The following is a 20,775-nucleotide window of genomic DNA, read 5'->3' on the forward strand; positions in this document are numbered from 1 at the left end:
ATCGTCGGCATCGCGCAGGAGTTTCCGTCCAACCGCATCGTCTGGGAAGCCCTGGCCGAGCGCGGCGTGGAGTACCGCCGGCTCGACCTGGCGAGGAGCGACGATCCGGAGGCCGACCTGCTCGCGCTCTGCGATGCACGCACCCGGCTCTGTGCCGTGAGCTGGGTGCAGTACGCGGGCGGTCTGCGCCTGGACCTGGCCCGGCTCGGCCATGGGCTGCGCGAGCGTGGCGTGCTGTTCTGCGTGGACGGCATCCAGGGGCTCGGCGCCCTGCCCTTCAGCCTGCGAGACATCCCGGCGGACTTCATCGCCGCCGACGGCCACAAGTGGATGCTGGGGCCGGAGGGGCTGGCGCTGTTCTGGGTGCGGCCCGGGCTGCGGGAGTCGCTCAGGCTCACCCAGCACGGCTGGCACATGGTGGAGGACATGGGCGACTTCTCGCGCAAGGACTGGCGCCCCGCGGACAGCGCCCGGCGCTTCGAGAGCGGCAGTCCGAATATGCTCGGCATCCACGCGCTGGAGGCGAGTCTGTCGCTGCTGCTGGAGGTGGGGCTTACCACCGTGGCGGCGGCCATTGCCGAGCGCAGCGGGCGGCTGGTGGAGCTCATCGATGCCCACGGCCTGGAGCTGCTCTCCCCGCGGGCGCCGGCGCGCCGGGCGGGCATCGTCACCTTCTGCGTGCCGGGGGTGGACAATCACGCCCTCTACCAGGCGCTGATGCAGCAGGGGCTCATGTGCGCAAGCCGCGGCGGGGGCCTGCGCTTCTCGCCCCATGCCTGGACGCCACCGGAGCAGTTGGCGCGGGCCATGGCCCTGACGCTGGACACGGCGGCGGGTCTGAAGCCCGACTGAGAGCGCGTCGCGGCGCCGCGTCGGGTGATGCTGCGCTGACCCGACCCACGGCCACCGCGCCGTCGGGGACGACTTCCGCCGCCCTGGCACGCCCGGCCAATGCTGCGCAGAATCCGTCCAACCGGCCCATAATTCAGGCTGGCGGCCGCCGCCGGCAGGCATCCGGCATCAGGGCGCCGGCCCGGCACCGCGGCCGCCGGCCCAACCCACAGCTTCCGGCGCGCAGCCGCGAGGAGACCTGACATGTTCGAGGCAACCAAGGTGGGCCGCACCGTCAGCAAAGACGAGTTCAAGGCCCAGCGCGACGAGCTGCGCACGGAGCTGCTGGAGGCGCAGCGGCGGCTCAAGGAGAGCAACATCTCCGTCATTGTGATCGTCTCCGGCGTGGAGGCCGCCGGCAAGGGCGAGGTGGTGAACCGCCTGAATGAGTGGCTCGACACCCGCGGTGTCCAGACCTTCGCCTTCTGGGAGATGAGCGACGAGGAGCGCGAGCGCCCGCGCTACTGGCGCTTCTGGCGGGCCCTGCCGCCGCGCGGCGAGATCGGCATCCTGTTCGGCGGCTGGTACCTGGGCCCCATCGAGCAGCGCTTCCAGGGCCACTGCGACGACGCGGCCCTGGATGCGGAGCTGGCCCGCATCGTGGACTTCGAGCGCATGCTCACCCAGGACAACGCGCTGATCGTCAAATTCTGGTTCCACCTGAGCGAGAAGGACCAGAAGCGACGCCTGAAGGAGCTCTCCCGGGACGACCGCAGCCGCTGGAAGATGCTGCCGGAGAAGTCCAAGTTCTCGGAGCAGTACCAGCTCTTCGAGCACGTGGCCGAGCGCGTGATCCGCCAGTCCGACCGCGGCATCGCCCCCTGGTATCTGGTGGAGGCGGAGGACACCCGCTACCGCGACCTCACCGTGGGCAAGACCCTGCTCCAGGCCATCCATGCCCGGCTCGGCCGCCAGCAGGTGGTGACTGAGCCGGCCACGCCGTCGGACCCGCTGCAGCTGCCGGAATCCCAAAGCGCCCAGATCACGCTGCTGGACCAGCTGGATCTGAGCCAGTCGCTGGAGAAGGACGCGTACAAGGAGCAGCTCAAGCGGCTGCAGGCGGAGGTCAACGAGCTGGCCTGGACCGCCTACAAGAAGCGGCGCACCACGGTGCTGGTGTTCGAGGGCGTGGACGCCGGCGGCAAGGGCGGCGCCATCCGCCGCATCACCCAGGCGGTGGATGCCCGCCTCTACCGCACCATCCCGGTGGCCGCGCCCACGGACGAGGAGAAGGCGCACCACTATCTGTGGCGGTTCTGGCGGCACATCCCCCGCGCCGGCCACATCATCCTCTACGACCGCTCCTGGTACGGCCGTGTGCTGGTGGAGCGAGTGGAAGGCTTCGCCACCGAGGCCGAATGGCGCCGTGCCTACGCCGAGATCAACGACTTCGAGGAGCAGCTGGTGGAGAACGGCGCCATCCTCATGAAGTTCTGGCTTCAGGTGAGCGACGAGGAACAGCTGCGTCGGTTCAAGGACCGCGAGGACACCCCCTACAAGCGCTACAAGATCACCGACGAGGACTGGCGCAACCGCGAGAGGTGGCCCGAGTACAAGGCCGCCGTGAACGAGATGGTGGCCCGCACCAGCACCGAATACGCCCCCTGGACCCTGGTGGAAGGCGACGACAAGCTCTTCGCACGCATCAAGGTGCTCCAGACCGTCTGCGACGGCATGCGCGAGGGCCTCAAGAAGAAAAAGGGCGAGCTCGGCGTCGGCGTGGTCCGCTGCGGGGATCTGCTGCGGGCGGAGGAGGATTGAGCGATCAGGCGAATCGCCCGCGCAGGCCGCGGCGCGTCAGTCAGCCGGTGCTGCTCGGGGGACGCGCAAGCAGCCCCCGGGACTGCCCCCGGCATCCCTTGCCCGGGCACCGAAGCTGACTGGGAAACTGACTGGGCGGCTGCCTGGGGAGCTGACTGGGGGGAGCTGACCGGGGGGATCTGACTGGGGGGAGCTGACTGGGGGGATCTGACTGGGGTTGCCGGCGCTGCTGAGCGGATGGCTCAGCGATCGCAGGAGGCTCGACCGGCTGCGGCAGGTCCGAGCTGCTCGATCTGGGGCTTACGGGTTCCAGAATTTCACCAGGCCGACGATGATCCCGCCAACCGTCAGCGTGGTGCCGAACGACCAGATCATGAATCGGTCGATGCGGCGGGTCAGCGACTCGAAGCGCTTGTCCACCTGCTCGAAGCGCTTGTCCACCTGCTCAAAGCGCTTCTCCACCTGCTCGAAGCGCTTGTCCACCTGCTCGAAGCGCTTGTCCACCTGCTCGAAGCGCTTCTCCACCTGCTCGAAGTGCCTGTCCACCTGCTCGAAGCGCCTGTCGACCTGCTCCAGGCGCTCATCGATACGAGCGAAGGCCTCGCGCATCAGCTCCCGCTGGTGCTTGAGCTCTTCCTCCACTCGCACCATGCGCTCGCGCAGCTCGATCTCGTACACCGCCGGCGGCTTACCAAGCGACTGCTCTGCCAGCCAATCGCCGAGGTGGTCCTTGATGAACTGGATGTCTTCCTTTGCTAAGGCCATACCAGGTCGCAGGTTCTTGTGAACGCCCGGCTGCCAGTATACCAACCGGGCAGCGGGGCATCGCGCATCGGGGACGAGGGCTCCAAGCTCCGATTTAGGCGACAGGGCGCGTACGCCGCGCCGCTGTCCTGAACCGCGCGCCGAGTCCGGCTTAGGCGCGAGTCAATCGGCGCTGCCGAACCGCGTCCCGCGCGCTGCGCCTTCGCCTGCGGTGGTGGGCGCCTGCTCTGCTGCGCGCGCTTCCTGTACCGGCGTCTCCTCGCCAGCCAACAGCCGTTCGGCGGTGCCCGGCGCCAGGTCGAATTCCTCTTCCACCATGGCGTTCCAGGCGGCGCGCTTGAAAGTCTGCTCGCTCGGCACGTGGCGGTGCACCAGGTTCATGTGGCAGTCGATGCAGGTCTTGCCGTCGGTGTCCTCCTGGTGAATGGCGGCGGTGTTGGCGCGGGTGCCCTGGATGGCGTCCAGCTCATGGCAGCGCTTGCAGGTGGCTGAGTCGCGCTTGCGGAACCACTCCCGGGCAGCAAAGGCAGAATCCGGCAGGTGCAGCAGGTTCACCACCGGGTCGTCGTAGTCGGCCTTGCCGAAGAGCTGCTTGATGAGGTCCTTGGTGCCGATGACGTGGTCATAGGTGGCCATGATGATGCCCTCGGACACATGACAATCGCCGCAGCTGGCGCGCACGCCGGAGGCCGAGTTGTAGTGGGCCGACTGCTGGTAGACATCGTCAGCGTAGGTCATGGAATGGCAGGTGGTGCAGAACTCGTTGGAGCTGGAGTAATGGTCGAACTCCAGCAGGAAGAACATGAACACCACGCCACCCAGGCCGCCCGCCACCAACGCGAACAGCACATGGCGGGTAATGAAGGCCGGCGGTTCGAGCTTGATCATGGTGTGCCCTCCTCGGCGGCGGCATCGGCATTGTCGGCGCCCGCCGCGGCAACGGTGGTGTCGGTGGCGACGGCGGCGGAGCCCGCGTCGGCCTCGGGCGTGTCGGCGGGAGCGGGCTCCTCTGCGGCGGTCGGCGAAGCTTCCGTCGCAGCCGCGGGTGCCGGCGGCTCCGCGGGCGGCGGTGGCGGCATCCAGCCGAGGATGGGATTGGCCTCCTCGCCGCGCGCGAGCCAGGCGTGCCCCGCGGCGCCGTCGATGTGCGCGTCCACCAGCTCGGCGACCTGGTCACCCGCGGCGGCGCGGGCCTGGGGCAGGAAGCGGCTGTAGAAGTTGCGGCCCACCAGGTACATGCCCTCCCACCAGGCGTGGTTCGGGCTCATCATGGAGGCGCCGTGGCGGGCGCGGGCACCCTCGTCGTGCCACAGCTCCCAGTAGGTGAACTCCAGCGGCTCGTCGAAGGGCAGCGGGGTGAGCAGGCCTGCGTCGTAGAGGCCGGCCATGATGGCCGCCGCCGGCTCGCCGAACTTGCGGTTGTAGAGCTCCACCACGTCGTCGAACTGCTGCATGAACCCCTCGGTCATGGTCTTGGAGTGGCACTCCAGGCAGACCGTGGACATCACCAGCCGCCGCCGCTCAGGCGTGGCCACCACCTTGACCTTGGCGGTGCTGCCGTCGGCCTTGGTGAGCTCGGCGCCGCGCTTGGGCGGCTTGGCGTCGGCGGGCAGCTCCAGCTTCGAGCCGTCGTCGAGCACCACCAGATACTGCCGCTCGGACACGGGCGTATTCAGGCTCCAGGCGTTGCGCAGGCCCACGTCGTGCGTGGCCGGCACCTTGCCGGCGGCGCCCATGTGGCAGGTGACGCAGGTGGGTGCCGCGGTGTAGTCCTTGCCCGCCACCCAGGTGTCCGCGTGCAGGTTCATGGCGTCGCGCTGGGCGGCGTAGATCATGCCGTGCTTGGAGGCCTCGAACACCTCCTTGTCCGGGGAGTCCGGGCCCGAGTGGCAGCGCACGCAGGCCGCAGGCTCCCGCGCCTGCGCCTTGGAAAAGGCGTGACGGCCGTGGCACGAGGAGCAGCTGCCCTTGGAGCCGTCCGGGTTGATGCGACCGATGCCGGAGTTGGGCCAGGTGGCCGGGTCCAGGGTGCCGTCGCCGCGCACCTTCACCTGGGCGCCGTGGCACTGGTCGCAGCCGGCGGCCTGCATCTCGGGGCCGGTGACGTTGTGGGCGAGCGCCGGCACCCGGTCGGCGATGATGGCATAGGCCTCGGCGTGCACCGAGCCCTCCTGCTCCAGGTATTCCTTCTCATGGCAGCGCCCGCAGTCCTTCGGCGAGACGATGGTGGCGATGATGTGGCCCTCGTGCTCGATGGCATCCACGTCGGCGCTCTCGGCCTGGTGGCAGTCCATGCAATTGACGCCGGCGCTCTTGTGGGCGCTCTGGTGCCACTGCTCGGCGATGCCGGGGGAGGCCTTCTCGTGGCAGCTCGCGCAGGCCGCGCCCGCCGGGTGGCCCCACTCGCTCGGGTCCAGCTTGACCTTTTCCGCCGCCGCCGGCATGGCGACGGCGGCGGCGAGCAGCAACAGGAGCCAGGCCACAAGGGCCTGCGGGCGATGTGGCCGACGGCGCGGCGACCGCGGCTGCGGCCGGTGGGGGAATGCATTCATGGGATCTTCTGCCTACTGCCTGCGGTTCATGTGATCTGCCGCCCGCGTGCGCCCGAGCTGAGGTGTTCTCGCCGTCTGCCGCGTGCCTGCAAAGACCGCTTGTCGTGAATCTGCGGCCATACGCCGCAAGCGCTGCGCATTTCGACCATTCGCTGCTGCTCGCAATGGCACGACAGACGCAAAATCAGTTTTTGCATATTTAATTATTCCCTGTCCTGCGCGCTTTTCATTCCGCCCTGGATGCGCCTCAGTCCGACGGAATTACAGCAAGAACCCCCTCACTCGGCAATGAAGAATATTGACCGCGCGCATGTGATCGGCCGGCCGATACAGAAACAATGACAGCGCTTCTGAGCAACCAGCGAAAAACCAAGGGAGGAGCTCGTGAACCCAACCCCGATTCTGCTTAAGCACCTGCGCCGGCATCGGCTGCGGGACCTCGTGCCGGCGGCGCTGGCGCTGTTTGCGACCATCGCCTTCGGCGCCGCCGCACAGGCAGAGGAGTCCATCCACCATGTGTCCTCAGAGGTCTGCGCCAGCTGCCACCAGAAGATCTTCAAGCAGTGGCAGGGCTCCATGCACGCCAACAGCACGGCGCTGAAGGACCCCATCCACGGCACCTTCTACAAGATGGTCGTGGGGGACCCGACGCAGGAGGACGTCAAGCACAAGGCCTCGGGCAAGTATCCGATCTGCCTCCAGTGCCACGCCCCCAACGCCGCGAAGGACGGCAAGACCAAGCTCGACGAGATGGCCGCCTACAGCGAGGGCGTCAACTGCGTCGCCTGCCATACATTGAAGAGTTACAAGGGCGTCCGCGGCGAAGACGGCAAGCTCCGGCTCGGCCTCAAGGCCTACGAGGTGGCCGACACCCTGCAGGGCCCGCAGGGCATCAACAACGGTCTGGCGCAGCTGGCCTCGGCGAGCGATGACCTCTTCGGCGGCGTCGGCGTCGGCGGCGGTGCGGACTCGCAGAAGCCGAACCCGCACCTGGGCGAGCCCGTGGAATTCGAGGGCAAAGAGATCCAGGCCCTGCCCATGGAGGGCAATCCACGCCTGATGAAGACATCGGACTCCTGCTGGGGCTGTCACGACCAGCGCAACAACCCGCATGGTGTGCCGCTCTGCCAGACCGGCAACGAGTACATCGACAGCAAGACCGATGTGAACTGCCTGTCCTGCCACATGCCGGTGACCGACGGCCTGGCGGACCACAGCATGGGCGGCGGCCACAGCAAGCCGATGCTGAAGCGCTCCGTCGTCTTCGACGTGGACACCAAGCGGGACGGCGACGTGCTGAAGACCAGCGTCTACATCAAGAACCAGCAGCCCCATGCCCTGCCCACGGGCGCCCCGTTCCGCAACATCTACCTCAAGCTGACGGCGTACGACGACGCGGGCCAGCCCATCTGGCAGAACGCCGAGGGCCACCCGGCTGAGGATGATCCGCAGGCCTACATGGCCTATGCCCTGGCGGATGACGAAGGGATGCCGGCCCCCCCACCGACGGCCACCCAGCCTGGGGATGACACCCGGCTCAAGCCGCATGAGGAGCGCGTGCTGGAGTACGAGATCCCGGCCGAGGGCGTGGCCCTGGTGCGCGGCGAGCTCTACTACAACCTGCTCTGGCCGAATCTGGTCAAGAAGTTCGACCACCTGCCGGAAGACGTGAAGGAGCCGGTGCTCATCGCCGAGTCCGAACAGGCCATGACCGTCGAGTAGCCAACCCGCGTCATCTGCGGGTCATCGGCCCCGTCGCGACCATGCGACCGGGGCCGACCAGAGACTCCACCGACTTGACAGGCATCCGCGGCCCTGTGCCCGGATGCCTTTTTTTGCGCTCGGCCAGGCGATCCGGGGCAGCCCCAGGCCGACTACCAGCACCGGGCCACCGGTGCACCGCCGCTCGCGCCACGGCGGCCGGCCTGGTCCAGGCTGAGAGTGCCGCAGGCCGCATCCGCTGTCGCCTGGCGGTTGATGGGTACCGCCTGAAGGGTGTAGCTGTCGGCATCGGGGTCAGCGGCGAAGCCGAATTGGTAGCGCCGGGCGAGATCCTCGTCCAGCACCGCCCAGGTGGGGTCGCCGTCCAGGGCACAGGCGTTGGGCGGCGGTGCCGTGCCGGCGTAGCTCATGGCCCCGGTGAAGCGGCGCTCCATGCCCTGGGCCATTTCCTCCAGGCAGGCGATGGCCTGGGTGCGCCAGCTCTGGGTCATCTGGGTCTGGTAGCTGGGATAGGCGACGGCCGCCAGGATACCGACGATGGCCACCACCACCAGGAGCTCCACCAGGGTCACGCCCGCGGCGGCGCGCACGGCGCCGCCGGGCGGTCTCGAACTGCGGGGAGGTGTCATCGCAGTTGCCGCCAGGACTGCCGCCCGGAGCCGAGATCGGCCCGGTTGTCCACGTCGAGCAGCAGCCCGCTGGAGAGGCTCGAGTATTTGACGTCCTTGTAGCCGATGGTGATGAAGGCCGGCGCCTTGGCGATGGCCGGGATGAACACGCCCGCCGCAGGGACGCTGACGTCCAGCGTCTCGCCCGGATTGTCCTCCGACGGGACCTTGAAGACGATGAAATCGTCCAGGTTGAAACGCTCGTCGTCGTTGAGGTCGAAGGCCGAGTAGGCAAGCCGCGCACCGGTCTGGAAATCCAGCTCCATGAGCCAGCTGTTGCCGCCGGAGGCGCACTCGTCGTCGTTGGGGATCAGCGTGGTGAAGACGATCCGGTCGGTGCGCATGATGGGAGGATCGATCACCCGCTCGCCCTCCCGGGCGCCGGCGAAGCTCAGGTCCATGAACCAGCCGTCGTGCGTGGTCCAGTCGATGGGCTCGTTGCTGGTGAGGCGCACCTCGTTGCGGAGGTCCGCATCGCCGGGGGGACCCTGGTACAGGATCGTCTGCTCCAGCAGGCTGCCGGCGCGTGCACCCACGGGCACGCCCTGGTCCCAGATTCCGTAGAAGCTCTGCGTCTGGGTGCTCATGTCCACCACGTTGTCGTCCTCGGAGAAGAACTTGCCGGTGCCGAACAGCACCAGCACCCCGCCGCGCGGGTGCCGGGCGACGGCGGGGCGGTGAGTGATGGGCTGCCCCGCCAGCGCCTGGTCGGTGGCGGTGAACAGCGGTGTGCCGGAGAAGGCGACGCTCCAGTCGTCGGCGCTCGCGCCGGTGAAATCGAACTTCCACAGGTTGCCCTGAAGGTCGCCGGCGTAGACGTAATCCGTGATGCGGTCGTAGTCCACGTCCACGGGTGTGGGGCTCGCGAGCCCGTTGGGGCTGTCGCCGTCGCCGACGCCGGTGTCCAGGCGCCGGATGATGTCGCCGGTGCTGAGATCGATGACGAACAGCTGCGCATGCTGGGATGCGCTGTTGTAGCCGTTGCCCACCAGGGCCACCCAACGGTCGCCGGCCTCGAGCCGGGCGATGGTGGCCTGGCCGATGGTGTAGCCGAGCTCGTCGTCGGTCATCTCCCACAGCACCTGCTCCGGGCCGAAGGTCTCCGGGTCCGTCACGTCGAGCGCGAACACAGCCCGCGCCCCGGCGCCGGTGGTGCCCACCAGCACGGTGCGCCAGGCGGGTGTGCCGGTGCCCGGGTCGATGTAGGCGTCCACGGCCCAGGGCGAGCCATCCACGTAGTAGCGGTGCTCGTACTCAGGCTCCGTCAGCGCGGCAATCCGGGTGAACACCGCATGCGGCATGTAGGCGAAGACTTCTTCCCCCTCGTTGCCGTCGAACCCGTGCAGCATGCCGTCGTTGGCACCGACGTAGAGCACCGGGCGGCGCGGCTCGCCGTTGTCGCCGGCGGTCAACAGGCCGTCCCGAAAGCTGTCGTAGCTGGACTCCGGCCCCTGGCGGGCGAGCACCTCGAAGCCGTATTCCTTGGTATCCACCAGGAATGGGTTGGAGTGCACGATGTCGCCGAGGAGGCGGTTGCGCCCGCGCAGGACTCCGGTGAGCTCCTCGCTGTCGTCGCCGCGCAGCCACTCCAGCCGCGCGCGGGCAAGGCTGAGATCGAGCGCTTCGTGATCCGGCGCGAGCGGCTCCAGATCGCTGCAGCCGGCGGCGCCTGGATCATCGATACCGAGCAGGTTCATGGCATCCTCGAGCGCGATCCCCAGCAGACCAGCGCATTGGGTAAGCGAGAGCCGGCTCCACTCGTCCCAGGTCAGCGTCAGCCCGTCCTGTCCGTTATAGGTGTAGACGCGGCGCGAGCTGTGCGGCGCGAACACGCCGACCTCGTTGGTGTTCCAGCGCATGCCGCCGAGGGAGCCGTCCGGGTTGACCTCCATGGCGCGGATCTCGCCGCTCCAGTCGTCGGGGTCGAAGCGCGCCTGGTAGACCAGGGTGTCGTCGCGCAGCAGGGTGGAGTTGGTGGCCGCGGCGGAGGCCGAGGAGATGAGCCCGAGGATCTCGTAGAAGGCGTTGTCGAGCTGCTTCTCCAGGTTGGTGGCGTTGGTGACCAGGAAGTAGTTGGACGAGGTCTCGCCCTCGTCGAGATCGTCCGGATCGGCGGTGCCGTACTTGGCCGCGTACCAGAGCGGACTGTTCAGCACCGTGGCGCCGGTGGCAATGCCGCTGGGGGTGAAGGTGCGGGTGGCCGTGAGCGGCAGCGGGTCGTCGCAGGCATCCGGGCCGCCCAGCTCGCAGGCGCCGGGCGCCAGGCCCGCCGGCGTGTCCAGGAAGTAGGCCACGTCGGAGCTCTCGCTGGTGTCCTCGTCGCGCACCTCAAGGTACACGCCGTCGGCGGTGGTGCCGGAGATCACATAGCCCAGGTGGTGCTCGATGCTGCCGGCGGCGTACTCAGAGAGCAGGCTCACCGTCAGGGTGCCGTCGGCATTGGCACGCAGCTCGTAGACGATGATGGCGTCCATGTCGTGGTCGGCGCCCTGCTCCACATCCTCGAAGTTGATGCGGAAGCGCACATAGGGCCGGCCGGCGTTGACGTCCGGGTCGGCGTCCGACCCCTCCGGGTCGGTGTTCGCGAAGGTGTCGACGAAGAAGTCGACGATGGTGTTGGTGGGCTGGAAGGCGCCGCGGTCCCGGTCGATGGAGTACCCGTCCACGGACTTTGCGAACGGGACCACGGTGACGGTGGTGCCGGCCACCGGAATCTCGATCTTCGGCAGCGGCGAGGCCAGGGCGACGGCGACGGTGTTCAGATTCTGCCGCCCGATGAGATCGGGGCGCAGGTCGGTCTCGTAGGCGAACTTGGACACGGCAGCGGAGTAGTAGCCGCCCTCCTTGGTGGGCGCCTCCGGCGCCAGGCCACGGATGTCGCCGAGCCCGGACACCGTCTTCTCGCTGGGGGCGCCGTCGTAGTCGTCGCCCACCTGCCCGATGAAGTGCTGGCGGGTGACATTGCCGTGCTCGGCGGTCCAGATGGCGTCGGCCTCCAGGCTGCAGTCGAGCCCGGTGACATCGCCCGTGAAGCTGCTGAAGGCGCTGCCCGGCACCTGGTCGGTGTCGTAGCTCGGATTCAGGTCGCTGATCACCAAGAGTGCACCCGCGGAGCACCAGGCGGTGGAGCTGTCAGCCTCGTCCAGCGGATCGGTCCAGCTCGGCAGGGGGAGTTCCATGGTGTTGTCGCCCGCATAGTCGCGCAGGGTCACCGCCTCCATGCCGTTGCTCGCAGGCGGCACGAAATCGGGCGTCGGCGACTGCTTGCCGGCGAAGTAGCGCACGCCCTCATAGAGCATCTCGGCAATGGGGTTGCCCCAGTCCGGAAACTCCCTGGAGCTGCCGGACATGGGCTCCGTGGTGAGCCAGCCGCCGTTGTACTGGTAGTTCTGCCCCATGTTGAAGTCCACCACGCGCATGCGGTCGATGCTGCGGATGATGCCGACGGTGTCGGTGAAGGCACCGGTGTCCAGGTCGATCTCGTCGGTGATGCTGCCCATGTTCTTGCGCAGCACACCGCCCTGCATGTTGTAGGGATGGCTGTAGGAGCCGGAGATGAGCCCGAACAGCATCTGGTCGTCCTCGCCGTGCTTCTGCAGCAGGCCCGTGGGCTTGTAGCTGCCGGCGGGGTAGACGCGGCAGTTGGACTCCAGGCCCACCGCCGGGTCGCAGACCTGCACGCGCACGCTGTAGTCGGTCATCACCGACGGCGGCCGGTAGCGCCACCAGCGCAGGTAGTAGTTGTCGCCGCCGGCCCACTCCTGGTGGCGAAAGCGCACCTGGTGCTCGCCGGGCAGCAGGAAGACCTCGCCGGTGTGGCCGTTACAGCGGCAATTGTCGTTGCCGCAGCGGCCGTGGCCGCCGTACCAGGCCGCCACCACCTCGCCGTCGATGGCGAGCTCCACCGCGTCGTCACCGTCCACGGCGAAGGTGTAGTAGCCGGCGGTGTCGACGTCGAGCGTGCCGGTGAACAGCGTCAGATAGCGCTCGTTGGAGCAGCCGTTGACGCCGGCGAAGGGGTTGCCGGAGCCGTCGATCTCCGTCACGGCCCGCGCGCCGCAGAAATTGGACGGCTTCGCGTTCCAGGCCTCCAGCACGTTGTAGTCCTTTTCGTTGCGCGGATAGCGGTCCCCGGTCTGCTTGCCCGTGCGAGTGATGCGGTAGGTCTCCTGGGTGAGCTGCATGTCGGGCACGATCTCGCAGCTGTTGGAGCCCGAGTCCTCGCAGCTGCGCCGCCCGCTGCTGTCCTCGCATTGGCTGCCGGCCACCGGCCGCTCGATGGCCACCCACTCCCAGATGCGGTAGGTGGAATGGGTCAGCACCCGCAGCCGCGGCTCCTTGTTCCCCGTCTTGAGCAGCGTGGTGTTGGCGAACAGGTGGCGGGTGCCGGCGGCGGGCAGCTCCAGCGGCGCATAGGCGCGGATGTCGTAGCCTTCCTGCGCGAGGCCAGCATACTCCTTGCCCCAGCTGTGGGCATCCTGGGGGATGTAGCTGCGCTCCAGCACCACCAGGTCATCCTGGTCCACATGCCGGGAGCCGCCGTAGAGCACCTTACGCAGGGCATCGATGCGCGATGTGGTGAGGTAGTTCAGAAAGTCTCCGCTCCACTGCCCACTGCAGGTCTTGTCGGGTGCACGGGAGGCGGGCTCGAAGCGGCCCTGGCCGCTGTCATAGCGATAGCATTTGTAGGAGTCGAAATAGCCGAAGTAATCGATGGCGTCGGGGTGGTACGTGGTGTCGAGCACGCCGTCGCCGTCCAGGTCCGAGGCATCGTTGTAGGCCTCGTAGTAGAGCGTGTGGTCGCGCCCCAGCACCAGCATGTTGAGCGGTGCCGCGGAGCCGCCGAGGTACAGCGGCTCGCTTGCGATGTTGACGGCCGCCTCGGCGGCGGCGACCAGCAGGGTGAGGCCGAGCACCAGGGTGCCCCGGCAGAGGAGCCTGTTGGCGTGGACGTCCATGATGCGAACCTCCGATCGTGCCGCGGCCGGGCTCCGATCCCGGCGTCGGCCGGTGGCCGACGCTGCATCAATGCTGGAGCTCAGCCGCAGATTTAACCTGACGTGCACCACACTGGCGCCGTACCGCGCGAGGACATGCCAGCGCGCTCTCAATGCAGCCGCGCTCGCGAGCTCCAGTGCCCGCGAGAGGTCACGGCCGAAACGTCGATTGCAGCAGCACCACCGAATCCGCCGTGCCACCCACCGCCCGCACCGTGATGCGATACAGCGGCGGGCTGGACAGCGCTTCATCGGCGGCGAGGCTGCCGTAGTTGCCGGCGCGCAGGCGCTCCAGGCGATACTCAGGCGCGGCGGCGATGCCCCAGGCCGCCGTGTCCACCGGATGCACCACCGCAGGTGGACAGCCCGTGACCGAGCCCTCCCAGCACGCCTCCCACCAGCCCAGATCACCGGGGGCGGACACGGCCGGCGAGCCGGCGCCGCCGCCGGCGACCAGTGCCGTCTCCGCCGCCCGCAGCGCGGACTCCGCGCTCTGGAATGCGAGATTGCGATCGCGCAGGTTGCTCGCCATGCGCTCCTGCATGCCCGTGCCGCGCAGGCCCGCAACGCTCAGGAGCGTCATCACCAGCAGCAGAATCAGCGCCACGGCCAGGGCGACGCCGCGCTGGCGGCGGATGCGCAGCGCCGCACCCGCAAGCCGGTTGTGTCGCCGCGCGGCCATGCCTCACCCGACCCGGTTGCGCACAGCAACGGTGGTGGAGAAAAAGCGGTACACGCGCCGGTCCGGCGGCACGAAGCGGAGCTCGCCGGGGTCGCCGTGCGGGTCCGGCTCGACCTCCCCGCCGCTGAAGTCCCAGATGGTCTCGTCGAAGGGCACGGCGTAGGCGTCATCGTTGACCGCCTCGTCAGTGCCCTCACCGCCGTAGGCGAGCACGCTCAGGCGCAGCGACACCACCTGCGCCCAGTCCTCCGCGGCGAGTGCGTCCGCGCGGCGGTAGTCGTCGGCGCTGCCGTTGCCGCTCAGATCCACGCCGTACTGCACGCGCATGTCGTAGATGCCTTCCAGCAGCTCATCATCCGGGGCGGCACCGCCCACGCGCTCGCCCATGCGGATCCGGCGCAGGCTGCTGGTGGCGGTAAGGTCCCCGTCGGCGCTCTCCTGGAAGCCGACGTAGTAGACGTTGCTCTGCGCCTGCATGAGCTCGGTGGAGACCGCCGGATAGAGCCGGCTGAAAACGTGCAGCGCCGGGTCCAGGTTGCCGGGGGTGATGCCGGGCAGGCTCGCATTGCGCTCCAGGCGGTCGCTCGGCGAGAGGTCATCGGTGGTCACCTGGAACAGGTCCCCGCCACCGCCACAATCGCTCACCAGCACCAGGCTGCCCACGGGCACGTCGATGGCGGTATCGAGCTCCGCGACATCGCTGTCGGCGGTGATGTCGGCACCCAGGCCAACGCCCAGGGGCACTGCTGCGTTCTTCACCACCAGCACATCGCCGCGGGCGTAGCGGGTATGGAAGGCCGCCGGCAGGGTGCCACTGGGGATGGCCGCCACGTCGCTTTCGCTCCAGCCGAAGTAGGGCTCGTTGAAGTCGTAGACGGCTTCGCTCCAACCGCTGCCGGCCGGGTCGAGCAGGCTGTTCACCGCGCCGAAGGCGCAGCCGCGGTAGCCCGCCATGCGCAGGTCCCGCTCCATCATCACCAGCGCCAGCCGCCCCGCCTCCTGTGTGCGGGCCAACGCATCGAAGGTGCCGCTGGTCCGGGAGGTCGCCAGCACCATGGCGAGCGCGGCCGTGATCAGCAGCAGCGCGAGCAGCATGGCCACCATGAGCTCCACCAGGGTCACCCCCCGCTGGTACCGGCGTCGCACGCGTGCTTTGGATGCGGTACGGCTCACAACTGCGTCACCACGCTGAATTCTTCCCAGAGGCGGCCCCGGGCACCCAGGCGCTCCTCGCGCAGGCGGTCGCGCCAGCGCACGGTGATGGTCACCTCCGCTGCGTTGCGGTCAATGCCGGCCTGGCCCTCGTAGGGGCGCATGGCGTTCTCGACGCTGTGCAGCCAGGCACGCAGATCTGCGGCGGCGACGGAGCTGCCGGCCTCGGCCGCCGTCGGGATGGGATCGCCCGGCGCCCGGTCATAGGCTCCGAACAGGGCGTCACCGCGGTTGGCACGCATCGCATCCAGCACCCGGTAGCTCAATGCCACGGCCTGGGAGCGCATGTAGGCGCTGTGATTCAGCTTCAGTGCGGTGACCTGGAGCTGCGTCATGGCCGTAATGCCCAGGGTCAGGATCGCCAAGGTGACCAGCACCTCCATGAGGGAGGTACCGCGCTGTGACTGCGCCGCGCCGCAGCCCGCGGCCCGCGGCGAGGATCGTCCCTCAGCGGTGCACTGTCTCAGCGCCAGCGCCCTGAGGCTTGGCATGATGCCCTCCGTCAGAGGGTCTGCAGCGCCACCCGTCCGGATGCCAAGAGCTCGACCCGACGCTGGCGGTAGCGTGACTCCGCTGTGTCGCCGATGGCGAAGCTCGCCCGCGCCGTGGGCACACAGTCCGGCAGCGACGCAGCGCCGAGCCCGTCGAAGGTGACCCAGGGCGCACTGCTCGCCTCCACGGGGCCGATGGCGCCGCCCACCGCCTCGCGCACACGCACCACGGCGCCGCCGTCCGCAGGCAGTACCAGCCAGCCGCCGCTCCAGTCAGCGTTGCAGTCGTTCGGGTCCGTGATGTCGCAGTCCACACCGTCAGCGCTCGCGCAGATCCGCACCGGCGCCGCGCGCTTGATCGCCTCCGCCCGGGCGAGGGTCAGCGCCAGCGTCAGGTCATTGGAGATCACCGCAACGCGATTGTTGTGAATAAGCGTCGCAAACGTCGGGATACCGATGGTGGTCAAAATGACCAACACGCTGAGCGCGATCAAGAGCTCGACCAAGGTCACGCCGCGGGCGCCCCGCATTTGAGCTGCGCTCCCTGGCAAAGAGCCTGAGCGCGGACCGTTTCGGCTCCAGTTTTTCTGAATCAATGTCATTAGACTGCGGGCATCTGGGCTGCTTTGCTGATCATAACCCGCTGGCGCACAGGTCTCAGTGATTGCAATCACAGAACCAAGGGCCCGCTGCTTACGCCGAGTGAGGCGCCGCCTCGAAAGGTCTCTGGAATCCGCATCAGCTCAGGTCACGAGCAGGGGCTCGACCCGGCAGGCCCCACGTGCGATCCGAGCCGCCCTGCTGCTGGTCCCGTGCAAGGTCGCGTCACGACTGCGCCTGTGCCCACTGTGGGTGAGCCGCACAGGGCCTGGACGGAGGGCGCGTCGATGTTTGCCGGACGCTGTACGACGCTGCCGTCATGTGTGCGGGCAAGCTGTTGAGTAACTCGTTGATCGCACTTCGGAACAAATGAGAAGTCACAGGAGCCAGGCTGATTGTGCTCGTTTGCACAATGTCTGTCATGATACCGATCTGCGCCGCACGATCTCCCCGACACACCGCGTCTATTGCAATGGGCCGCGCTTCGACATCACGCTCGCTGAATCACGCTCAATTACGGGGTCAATAACGGGGGAAATGAATGCCGCTTCGGCGTCGAACGGCTTCAGTAGACTGCCTCTCGACAACAAGCCGATGCGAATCGAAGAGCGTTGCGAAGCTTGACGCCTGTCACGGTCACAAGCACGGTCACAGGCCACCGCGCTGCGGCGGTGGCCAAGCGCGCGGCGGGCCGCCCCACGCAGCAAGCGAGTACAGCGCTTTGAAGCCTAGCGTCACGCCCCAGGGGAGTTTGCGAACCTTATCGCGGAACGCCCGGCGATTCCGCCGGGCAAAAGGCAGCCCGGATGCCGGTTCCACCATCTCCCCTCTGGTTCCGCAACCCCTTTGATTTCATAGGCGTACAGAAACGAGCACGCAGCCCCTCGGCATCGCCATGCGCCTTTGGAGGATACACGGTGTGAAATCACTGACGCCCGGGAGGCGTGGGGAAGGCGCTCCGGCCGGAGCTGCGCCCCACCGCCAAAGACAGGAACAAGACGACACCAACCTGCACCGGGCCGCGAGCCAAGCCACAATCAAGTCCCCCGAGAGGCCACCGCGTCACAAAGGAACGCACCATGCAGAGCACCATGCGCAACCTCAAAGCCGCCCTCATCCAACGCGCCGCCCGCGCCGACCATGCCGCGGACCTTGACGACTGCCTCGAGGCCACCCGCCGCGCCGCCGCCGCCGGCTGCCGGCTGGTGCTGTTGCAGGAGCTGCACAACGGCGCCTACTTCTGCCAGCGCGAGCGCACCGGCGTGTTCGAGGCAGCGGAGCCCATCCCCGGCCCCAGCACCGCCGCCCTCGGCGAGATCGCCGCAGCCTTGGGCGTGGTCATCGTCGGCTCGCTGTTCGAGCGCCGCGCTGCCGGCGTGTACCACAACACGGCGGTGGTGCTGGACGCCGACGGCAGTCTGGCCGGCGTGTACCGCAAGATGCACATCCCGGATGATCCCGGCTACCACGAGAAGTTCTACTTCACCCCGGGGGATCTCGGCTTCAGGCCCGTGGACACAGCCGTCGGGCGCCTCGGCGTACTCGTGTGCTGGGATCAGTGGTTCCCGGAGGCCGCGCGGCTCATGGCCATGGCCGGCGCCGAGCTGCTGCTCTATCCCACGGCCATCGGCTGGGACCCGGCGGACGACCCCGCCGAGCGCGCCCGCCAGCGCGAGGCCTGGCGCACGGTGCAGCGCGGCCACGCCGTCGCCAACGGCCTGCCGCTCTTGGCCTGCAACCGGGTGGGCTTCGAGCCCGCCCCGGACGCCGCCGGCCCCGACGACGGCATCCAGTTCTGGGGCAGCTCCTTCGCCTGCGGACCCCAGGGCGAGCTCCTGGCCGAAGCCTCCGACACCGCACCGCAGGACCTGCTGGTGGACATCGACCTCAGCCGCGCCGAGACGGTGCGCCGCATCTGGCCCTTTTTCCGGGACCGGCGCATCGACGCCTACGGCGACCTGCTGAAGCGCTGGCGCGATTGAGTCCGCCGCCGCCGGCCCGGGCGCGGCGCCGCGCCCATCCCGCGGCCGTCTCCGCGCGCCCACGCACGCCGTCGGCTTGAACCCCCGCGCAATGACCCCGAATTGCACCGGGCATCTGCGCAGCGGCGCGCGACCTTTCACACAGCAGGCAGTCAGACGCGATGAACGAGATCCAACGCACCATGCGCTCCATCATCCAGCGCATCGCCACCGGCCCCGAGCTTTCCAAGGACATCTCAATGGACGAGGCGCGCCTCGGCATGCAGGCCATCCTCGACGCCGAGGTGGACCCGGTGCAGGCGGGCATCTTCATGATTGCGCTGCGCATGAAGCGCGAGACCGACGACGAGCAGCGCGGCGTGCTCGACGCCGTGCGGGAGGCCACCCAGCACGTCGTGGCAGACGTGGACGAGGTCGTCGACATCGCCGACCCCTACGACGGCTACAACCGCTGCCTGCCGGCCTCGCCCTTCCTGGCGCCGGTGCTGGCGGAATGCGGCGTGCCTGCGGTGAGCCACGGGCTCGATGCCGTGGGCCCGAAGTTCGGCGTCACCCACCGCCATGTGCTCGACGCCGCCGGTCTGCCGGTGGACCTGCCGCCGGCGGCGGCCGCCGCGCGCATCGCGGACCCGGACGTCGGCTGGAGCTATGTCGACCAGCGCGCCTTCGCCCCCAAGCTGCACGACCTGGTGCCCCTGCGCGGCACCATCGTCAAGCGCCAGGTCATCACCACCGTGGAGGTGATGGCGCGGCCCATCCATGGTCGCAAAAAGACCCACCTGGTGACGGGCTATGTGCACAAGCCCTACCCGCGCATCTACGCCCTGCTGGCGCGCCACGCGGGCTTCGATTCGGCGCTGCTGGTGCGCGGCGTGGAGGGCGGCGTGGTGCCCTCCCTGCGCCAGAAGGGCGTCTGCTTCAACTACCAGCGCATGGGCGAGGAGCAGTCCTTCGACATCGACCCGGCGAGCCTCGGCATCGAGCAGAACATGCGTGCCGTGCCGCTGCCCGAGGACCTGCCCACCAGCAGCCGGCCGGGGGACGAGATCGCCGTCGCCGTGGACGTACCCGCCACCGCCCGTGCCGCCGCTCAGGCCGGCATGGCGGCGCTGGAGGGCCAGCGCGGGCCGACCTATGACAGCCTGGTGTTCTCGGGCGCCCTGGTGCTGTGGCACCTGGGCCGGGAGCAGACACTGGAGGCCGGTGCCGACCGCATCCGCGCGGCGCTGGATTCGGGTGCCGCCGCGCGGCGGCTGCGCTGAAGGGGGCGGGCATGACAGAGCAGCTCGTGGACATCGGCGCCGCCGCCGACATCGCACCCGGCAAGTTCATCGCCGTGAAGGTGGGTGGACGCAGCTATATCGTCGCCCGGGTGGAGGACCGCTTCTACGCCGTGGAGGACAACTGCAGCCACGAGGACTATCCACTGTCCTACGGCTGCCTGGACGGCGCCTACATCAAGTGCTCCCTGCACGGCAGCTGGTTCAGCCTGGAGACGGGCGAGCCGCAGGAGCCGCCCGCCGATGAGCCCATTGCCACCTTCAGGGTCGTGGAGCGGGACGGGCGGCTGCTGCTGGACACGGCGCGGACGGTCTGAAGGCTGGTCCCGGGCCGCGCTCCAGCGGCGCAGCGTCGCGGCTGCAAGCCGCTCCCACACTCGCGCGTAGGGTCGGTCGGGTCAGCCCGCCAGGGCGTGACCCGACAACGCCCGGTCCGGGCACAAGCCTCAGCGCCGCACCCGCCCGGTGGGGACGCGGCCGTCCGGCTCCTGCATCGCCGCCGCCAGCTCCGCGAGCAGGGATTCTTCATCCGCGGCCATGGGCTCGGGGGTCGGGGCGATGCGCACCTCGGCACTTTCGATGGCATCCAGCAGCTCCCGCCGCACAGCGGTGAGCTCGTAGCCGTCGGCAAGCGTCAGCTCCACCAACGGCAGACCGGCGTCCGCGCAGGCGGCGCGCAGCAGGGCTGCCTCCCGACGCCGGCGGCGGGACGCCTCCGCCGGCGCCGCCAGCACCGCGCACAGCGGGTGCGCATCGGCCGCCGAGCACACCAGGAAATCGAGCACCCGCCCCGACAGCGTCGCCACCGCCGCGCGCCGCCGGCGCCGGCCGAACGACCTGTCGCCCGTCAGCACGGTGCCCGCTGCCACGCGGGGAAAGACGCGATAATTGCCCCCCACCGCCTCTTCCACGGTGCCGAGACAAAGCCGCTCCTGGTCGCTCAGGAAGTCATCCCGCCGCTGGTAGCCCAGCACCCGCCGCGGTCGCAGGAGCCGGGAGAACAGGCCCAGCACATGAAAGAACAGACCGGCCACCGCCAGCCCGGCGGCGAACACCATGATGTAGAACGGCTCCAAATCGAGGCTCCCCCTTGTCGGCAACGGTCGGTCGGGCCACGGTGTCGCCCAGCCCGCCCCGCGGCGCTGCGCAGCTCAACCCACGATTGTACCCGG

General features: G+C 68.8%; 16 protein-coding genes. 6 read left to right on the plus strand and 10 right to left on the minus strand.

The window, feature by feature from the left end:
- A partial coding sequence (locus QZ607_RS21040) for an aminotransferase class V-fold PLP-dependent enzyme (protein WP_295886782.1) occupies nucleotides 1-852 on the plus strand: 852 nt, incomplete at its 5' end.
- 243 nt (nucleotides 853-1,095) lie between these two features.
- The gene (gene pap, locus QZ607_RS21045; protein ID WP_295886784.1) at nucleotides 1,096-2,652 is read left to right on the plus strand and encodes a polyphosphate:AMP phosphotransferase; all 1,557 of its coding nucleotides are present in this window, start codon (nucleotides 1,096-1,098) and stop codon (nucleotides 2,650-2,652) included.
- A gap of 300 nt (nucleotides 2,653-2,952) precedes the next feature.
- Here pap and QZ607_RS21050 read toward each other — a convergent pair whose 3' ends face one another.
- From QZ607_RS21050 to QZ607_RS21060, 3 genes are all read right to left on the minus strand, one after another.
- Nucleotides 2,953-3,417 carry a hypothetical protein gene (locus QZ607_RS21050; protein ID WP_295886786.1) on the minus strand — a complete coding sequence of 155 codons (465 nt, stop codon included), beginning with the start codon at nucleotides 3,415-3,417 and terminating at the stop codon, nucleotides 2,953-2,955.
- Between the two features lie 162 nt (nucleotides 3,418-3,579).
- Nucleotides 3,580-4,305, minus strand: coding sequence for a NapC/NirT family cytochrome c (locus QZ607_RS21055; RefSeq protein ID WP_295886788.1), 726 nt, complete (start codon nucleotides 4,303-4,305; stop codon nucleotides 3,580-3,582).
- On the minus strand, nucleotides 4,302-5,900 hold the full coding sequence (locus QZ607_RS21060) for a multiheme c-type cytochrome (protein WP_295886790.1): 1,599 nt from the start codon (nucleotides 5,898-5,900) through the stop codon (nucleotides 4,302-4,304). The genes QZ607_RS21055 and QZ607_RS21060 overlap by 4 nt, the downstream gene beginning before the upstream one ends.
- Before the next feature lie 453 nt (nucleotides 5,901-6,353).
- Here QZ607_RS21060 and QZ607_RS21065 point away from each other — a divergent pair, with 453 nt between their 5' ends.
- The gene (locus tag QZ607_RS21065; protein WP_295886792.1) at nucleotides 6,354-7,691 is read left to right on the plus strand and encodes a cytochrome c family protein; all 1,338 of its coding nucleotides are present in this window, start codon (nucleotides 6,354-6,356) and stop codon (nucleotides 7,689-7,691) included.
- A gap of 152 nt (nucleotides 7,692-7,843) precedes the next feature.
- On the opposite strand, the gene QZ607_RS21070 is transcribed toward QZ607_RS21065, so the two are convergent.
- The 6 genes from QZ607_RS21070 to QZ607_RS21095 form a co-directional block, all read right to left on the minus strand.
- The gene (locus QZ607_RS21070; RefSeq protein ID WP_295886794.1) at nucleotides 7,844-8,281 is read right to left on the minus strand and encodes a type IV pilin protein; all 438 of its coding nucleotides are present in this window, start codon (nucleotides 8,279-8,281) and stop codon (nucleotides 7,844-7,846) included.
- 35 nt (nucleotides 8,282-8,316) lie between these two features.
- Nucleotides 8,317-13,317: a PilC/PilY family type IV pilus protein gene (locus QZ607_RS21075; RefSeq protein ID WP_295886796.1), complete on the minus strand. Its 5,001-nt coding sequence runs from the start codon at nucleotides 13,315-13,317 to the stop codon at nucleotides 8,317-8,319.
- Between the two features lie 190 nt (nucleotides 13,318-13,507).
- Nucleotides 13,508-14,038: a PilX N-terminal domain-containing pilus assembly protein gene (locus QZ607_RS21080; RefSeq protein ID WP_295886799.1), complete on the minus strand. Its 531-nt coding sequence runs from the start codon at nucleotides 14,036-14,038 to the stop codon at nucleotides 13,508-13,510.
- A gap of 3 nt (nucleotides 14,039-14,041) precedes the next feature.
- Entirely contained in the window at nucleotides 14,042-15,184 is a 1,143-nt protein-coding gene (locus QZ607_RS21085) for a PilW family protein (RefSeq protein WP_295886802.1), read from the minus strand.
- Nucleotides 15,185-15,207: 23 nt separating this feature from the next.
- Nucleotides 15,208-15,741, minus strand: a complete 534-nt coding sequence (gene pilV / locus QZ607_RS21090; protein WP_295886809.1) for a type IV pilus modification protein PilV — start codon at nucleotides 15,739-15,741, stop codon at nucleotides 15,208-15,210.
- A gap of 11 nt (nucleotides 15,742-15,752) precedes the next feature.
- Nucleotides 15,753-16,343, minus strand: coding sequence for a GspH/FimT family pseudopilin (locus QZ607_RS21095; RefSeq protein ID WP_367268234.1), 591 nt, complete (start codon nucleotides 16,341-16,343; stop codon nucleotides 15,753-15,755).
- Between the two features lie 1,077 nt (nucleotides 16,344-17,420).
- Here QZ607_RS21095 and QZ607_RS21100 point away from each other — a divergent pair.
- The 3 genes from QZ607_RS21100 (at nucleotide 17,421) to QZ607_RS21110 (ending at nucleotide 19,920) form a co-directional block, all read left to right on the plus strand.
- Nucleotides 17,421-18,323: a carbon-nitrogen hydrolase gene (locus QZ607_RS21100; RefSeq protein ID WP_295886816.1), complete on the plus strand. Its 903-nt coding sequence runs from the start codon at nucleotides 17,421-17,423 to the stop codon at nucleotides 18,321-18,323.
- 161 nt (nucleotides 18,324-18,484) lie between these two features.
- The gene (locus tag QZ607_RS21105; RefSeq protein ID WP_295886818.1) at nucleotides 18,485-19,585 is read left to right on the plus strand and encodes an anthranilate phosphoribosyltransferase; all 1,101 of its coding nucleotides are present in this window, start codon (nucleotides 18,485-18,487) and stop codon (nucleotides 19,583-19,585) included.
- Between the two features lie 11 nt (nucleotides 19,586-19,596).
- Entirely contained in the window at nucleotides 19,597-19,920 is a 324-nt protein-coding gene (locus QZ607_RS21110; protein ID WP_295886821.1) for a non-heme iron oxygenase ferredoxin subunit, read from the plus strand.
- Nucleotides 19,921-20,049: 129 nt separating this feature from the next.
- On the opposite strand, the gene QZ607_RS21115 is transcribed toward QZ607_RS21110, so the two are convergent.
- A complete protein-coding gene (locus QZ607_RS21115) occupies nucleotides 20,050-20,679 on the minus strand; it encodes a DUF2726 domain-containing protein (protein ID WP_295886824.1) in 630 nt (209 codons plus the stop codon).
- Nucleotides 20,680-20,775 lie beyond the last annotated feature (96 nt).

It is taken from the genome of uncultured Thiohalocapsa sp. (assembly GCF_913063425.1).
Lineage (GTDB): Bacteria > Pseudomonadota > Gammaproteobacteria > Chromatiales > Chromatiaceae > Thiohalocapsa.

Excerpts from the sequence above, each read along its gene's own strand:
- pap (WP_295886784.1), top strand. The coding sequence starts at position 1,096 with ATGTTCGAGGCAACCAAGGTGGGCCGCACCGTCAGCAAAGACGAGTTC.
- QZ607_RS21050 (WP_295886786.1), bottom strand. The coding sequence starts at position 3,417 with ATGGCCTTAGCAAAGGAAGACATCCAGTTCATCAAGGACCACCTCGGC.
- QZ607_RS21055 (WP_295886788.1), bottom strand. The coding sequence starts at position 4,305 with ATGATCAAGCTCGAACCGCCGGCCTTCATTACCCGCCATGTGCTGTTC.
- QZ607_RS21075 (WP_295886796.1), bottom strand. The coding sequence starts at position 13,317 with ATGGACGTCCACGCCAACAGGCTCCTCTGCCGGGGCACCCTGGTGCTC.
- QZ607_RS21080 (WP_295886799.1), bottom strand. The coding sequence starts at position 14,038 with ATGGCCGCGCGGCGACACAACCGGCTTGCGGGTGCGGCGCTGCGCATC.
- pilV (WP_295886809.1), bottom strand. The coding sequence starts at position 15,741 with ATGCCAAGCCTCAGGGCGCTGGCGCTGAGACAGTGCACCGCTGAGGGA.
- QZ607_RS21095 (WP_367268234.1), bottom strand. The coding sequence starts at position 16,343 with ATGACATTGATTCAGAAAAACTGGAGCCGAAACGGTCCGCGCTCAGGC.
- QZ607_RS21100 (WP_295886816.1), top strand. The coding sequence starts at position 17,421 with ATGCAGAGCACCATGCGCAACCTCAAAGCCGCCCTCATCCAACGCGCC.
- QZ607_RS21105 (WP_295886818.1), top strand. The coding sequence starts at position 18,485 with ATGAACGAGATCCAACGCACCATGCGCTCCATCATCCAGCGCATCGCC.
- QZ607_RS21110 (WP_295886821.1), top strand. The coding sequence starts at position 19,597 with ATGACAGAGCAGCTCGTGGACATCGGCGCCGCCGCCGACATCGCACCC.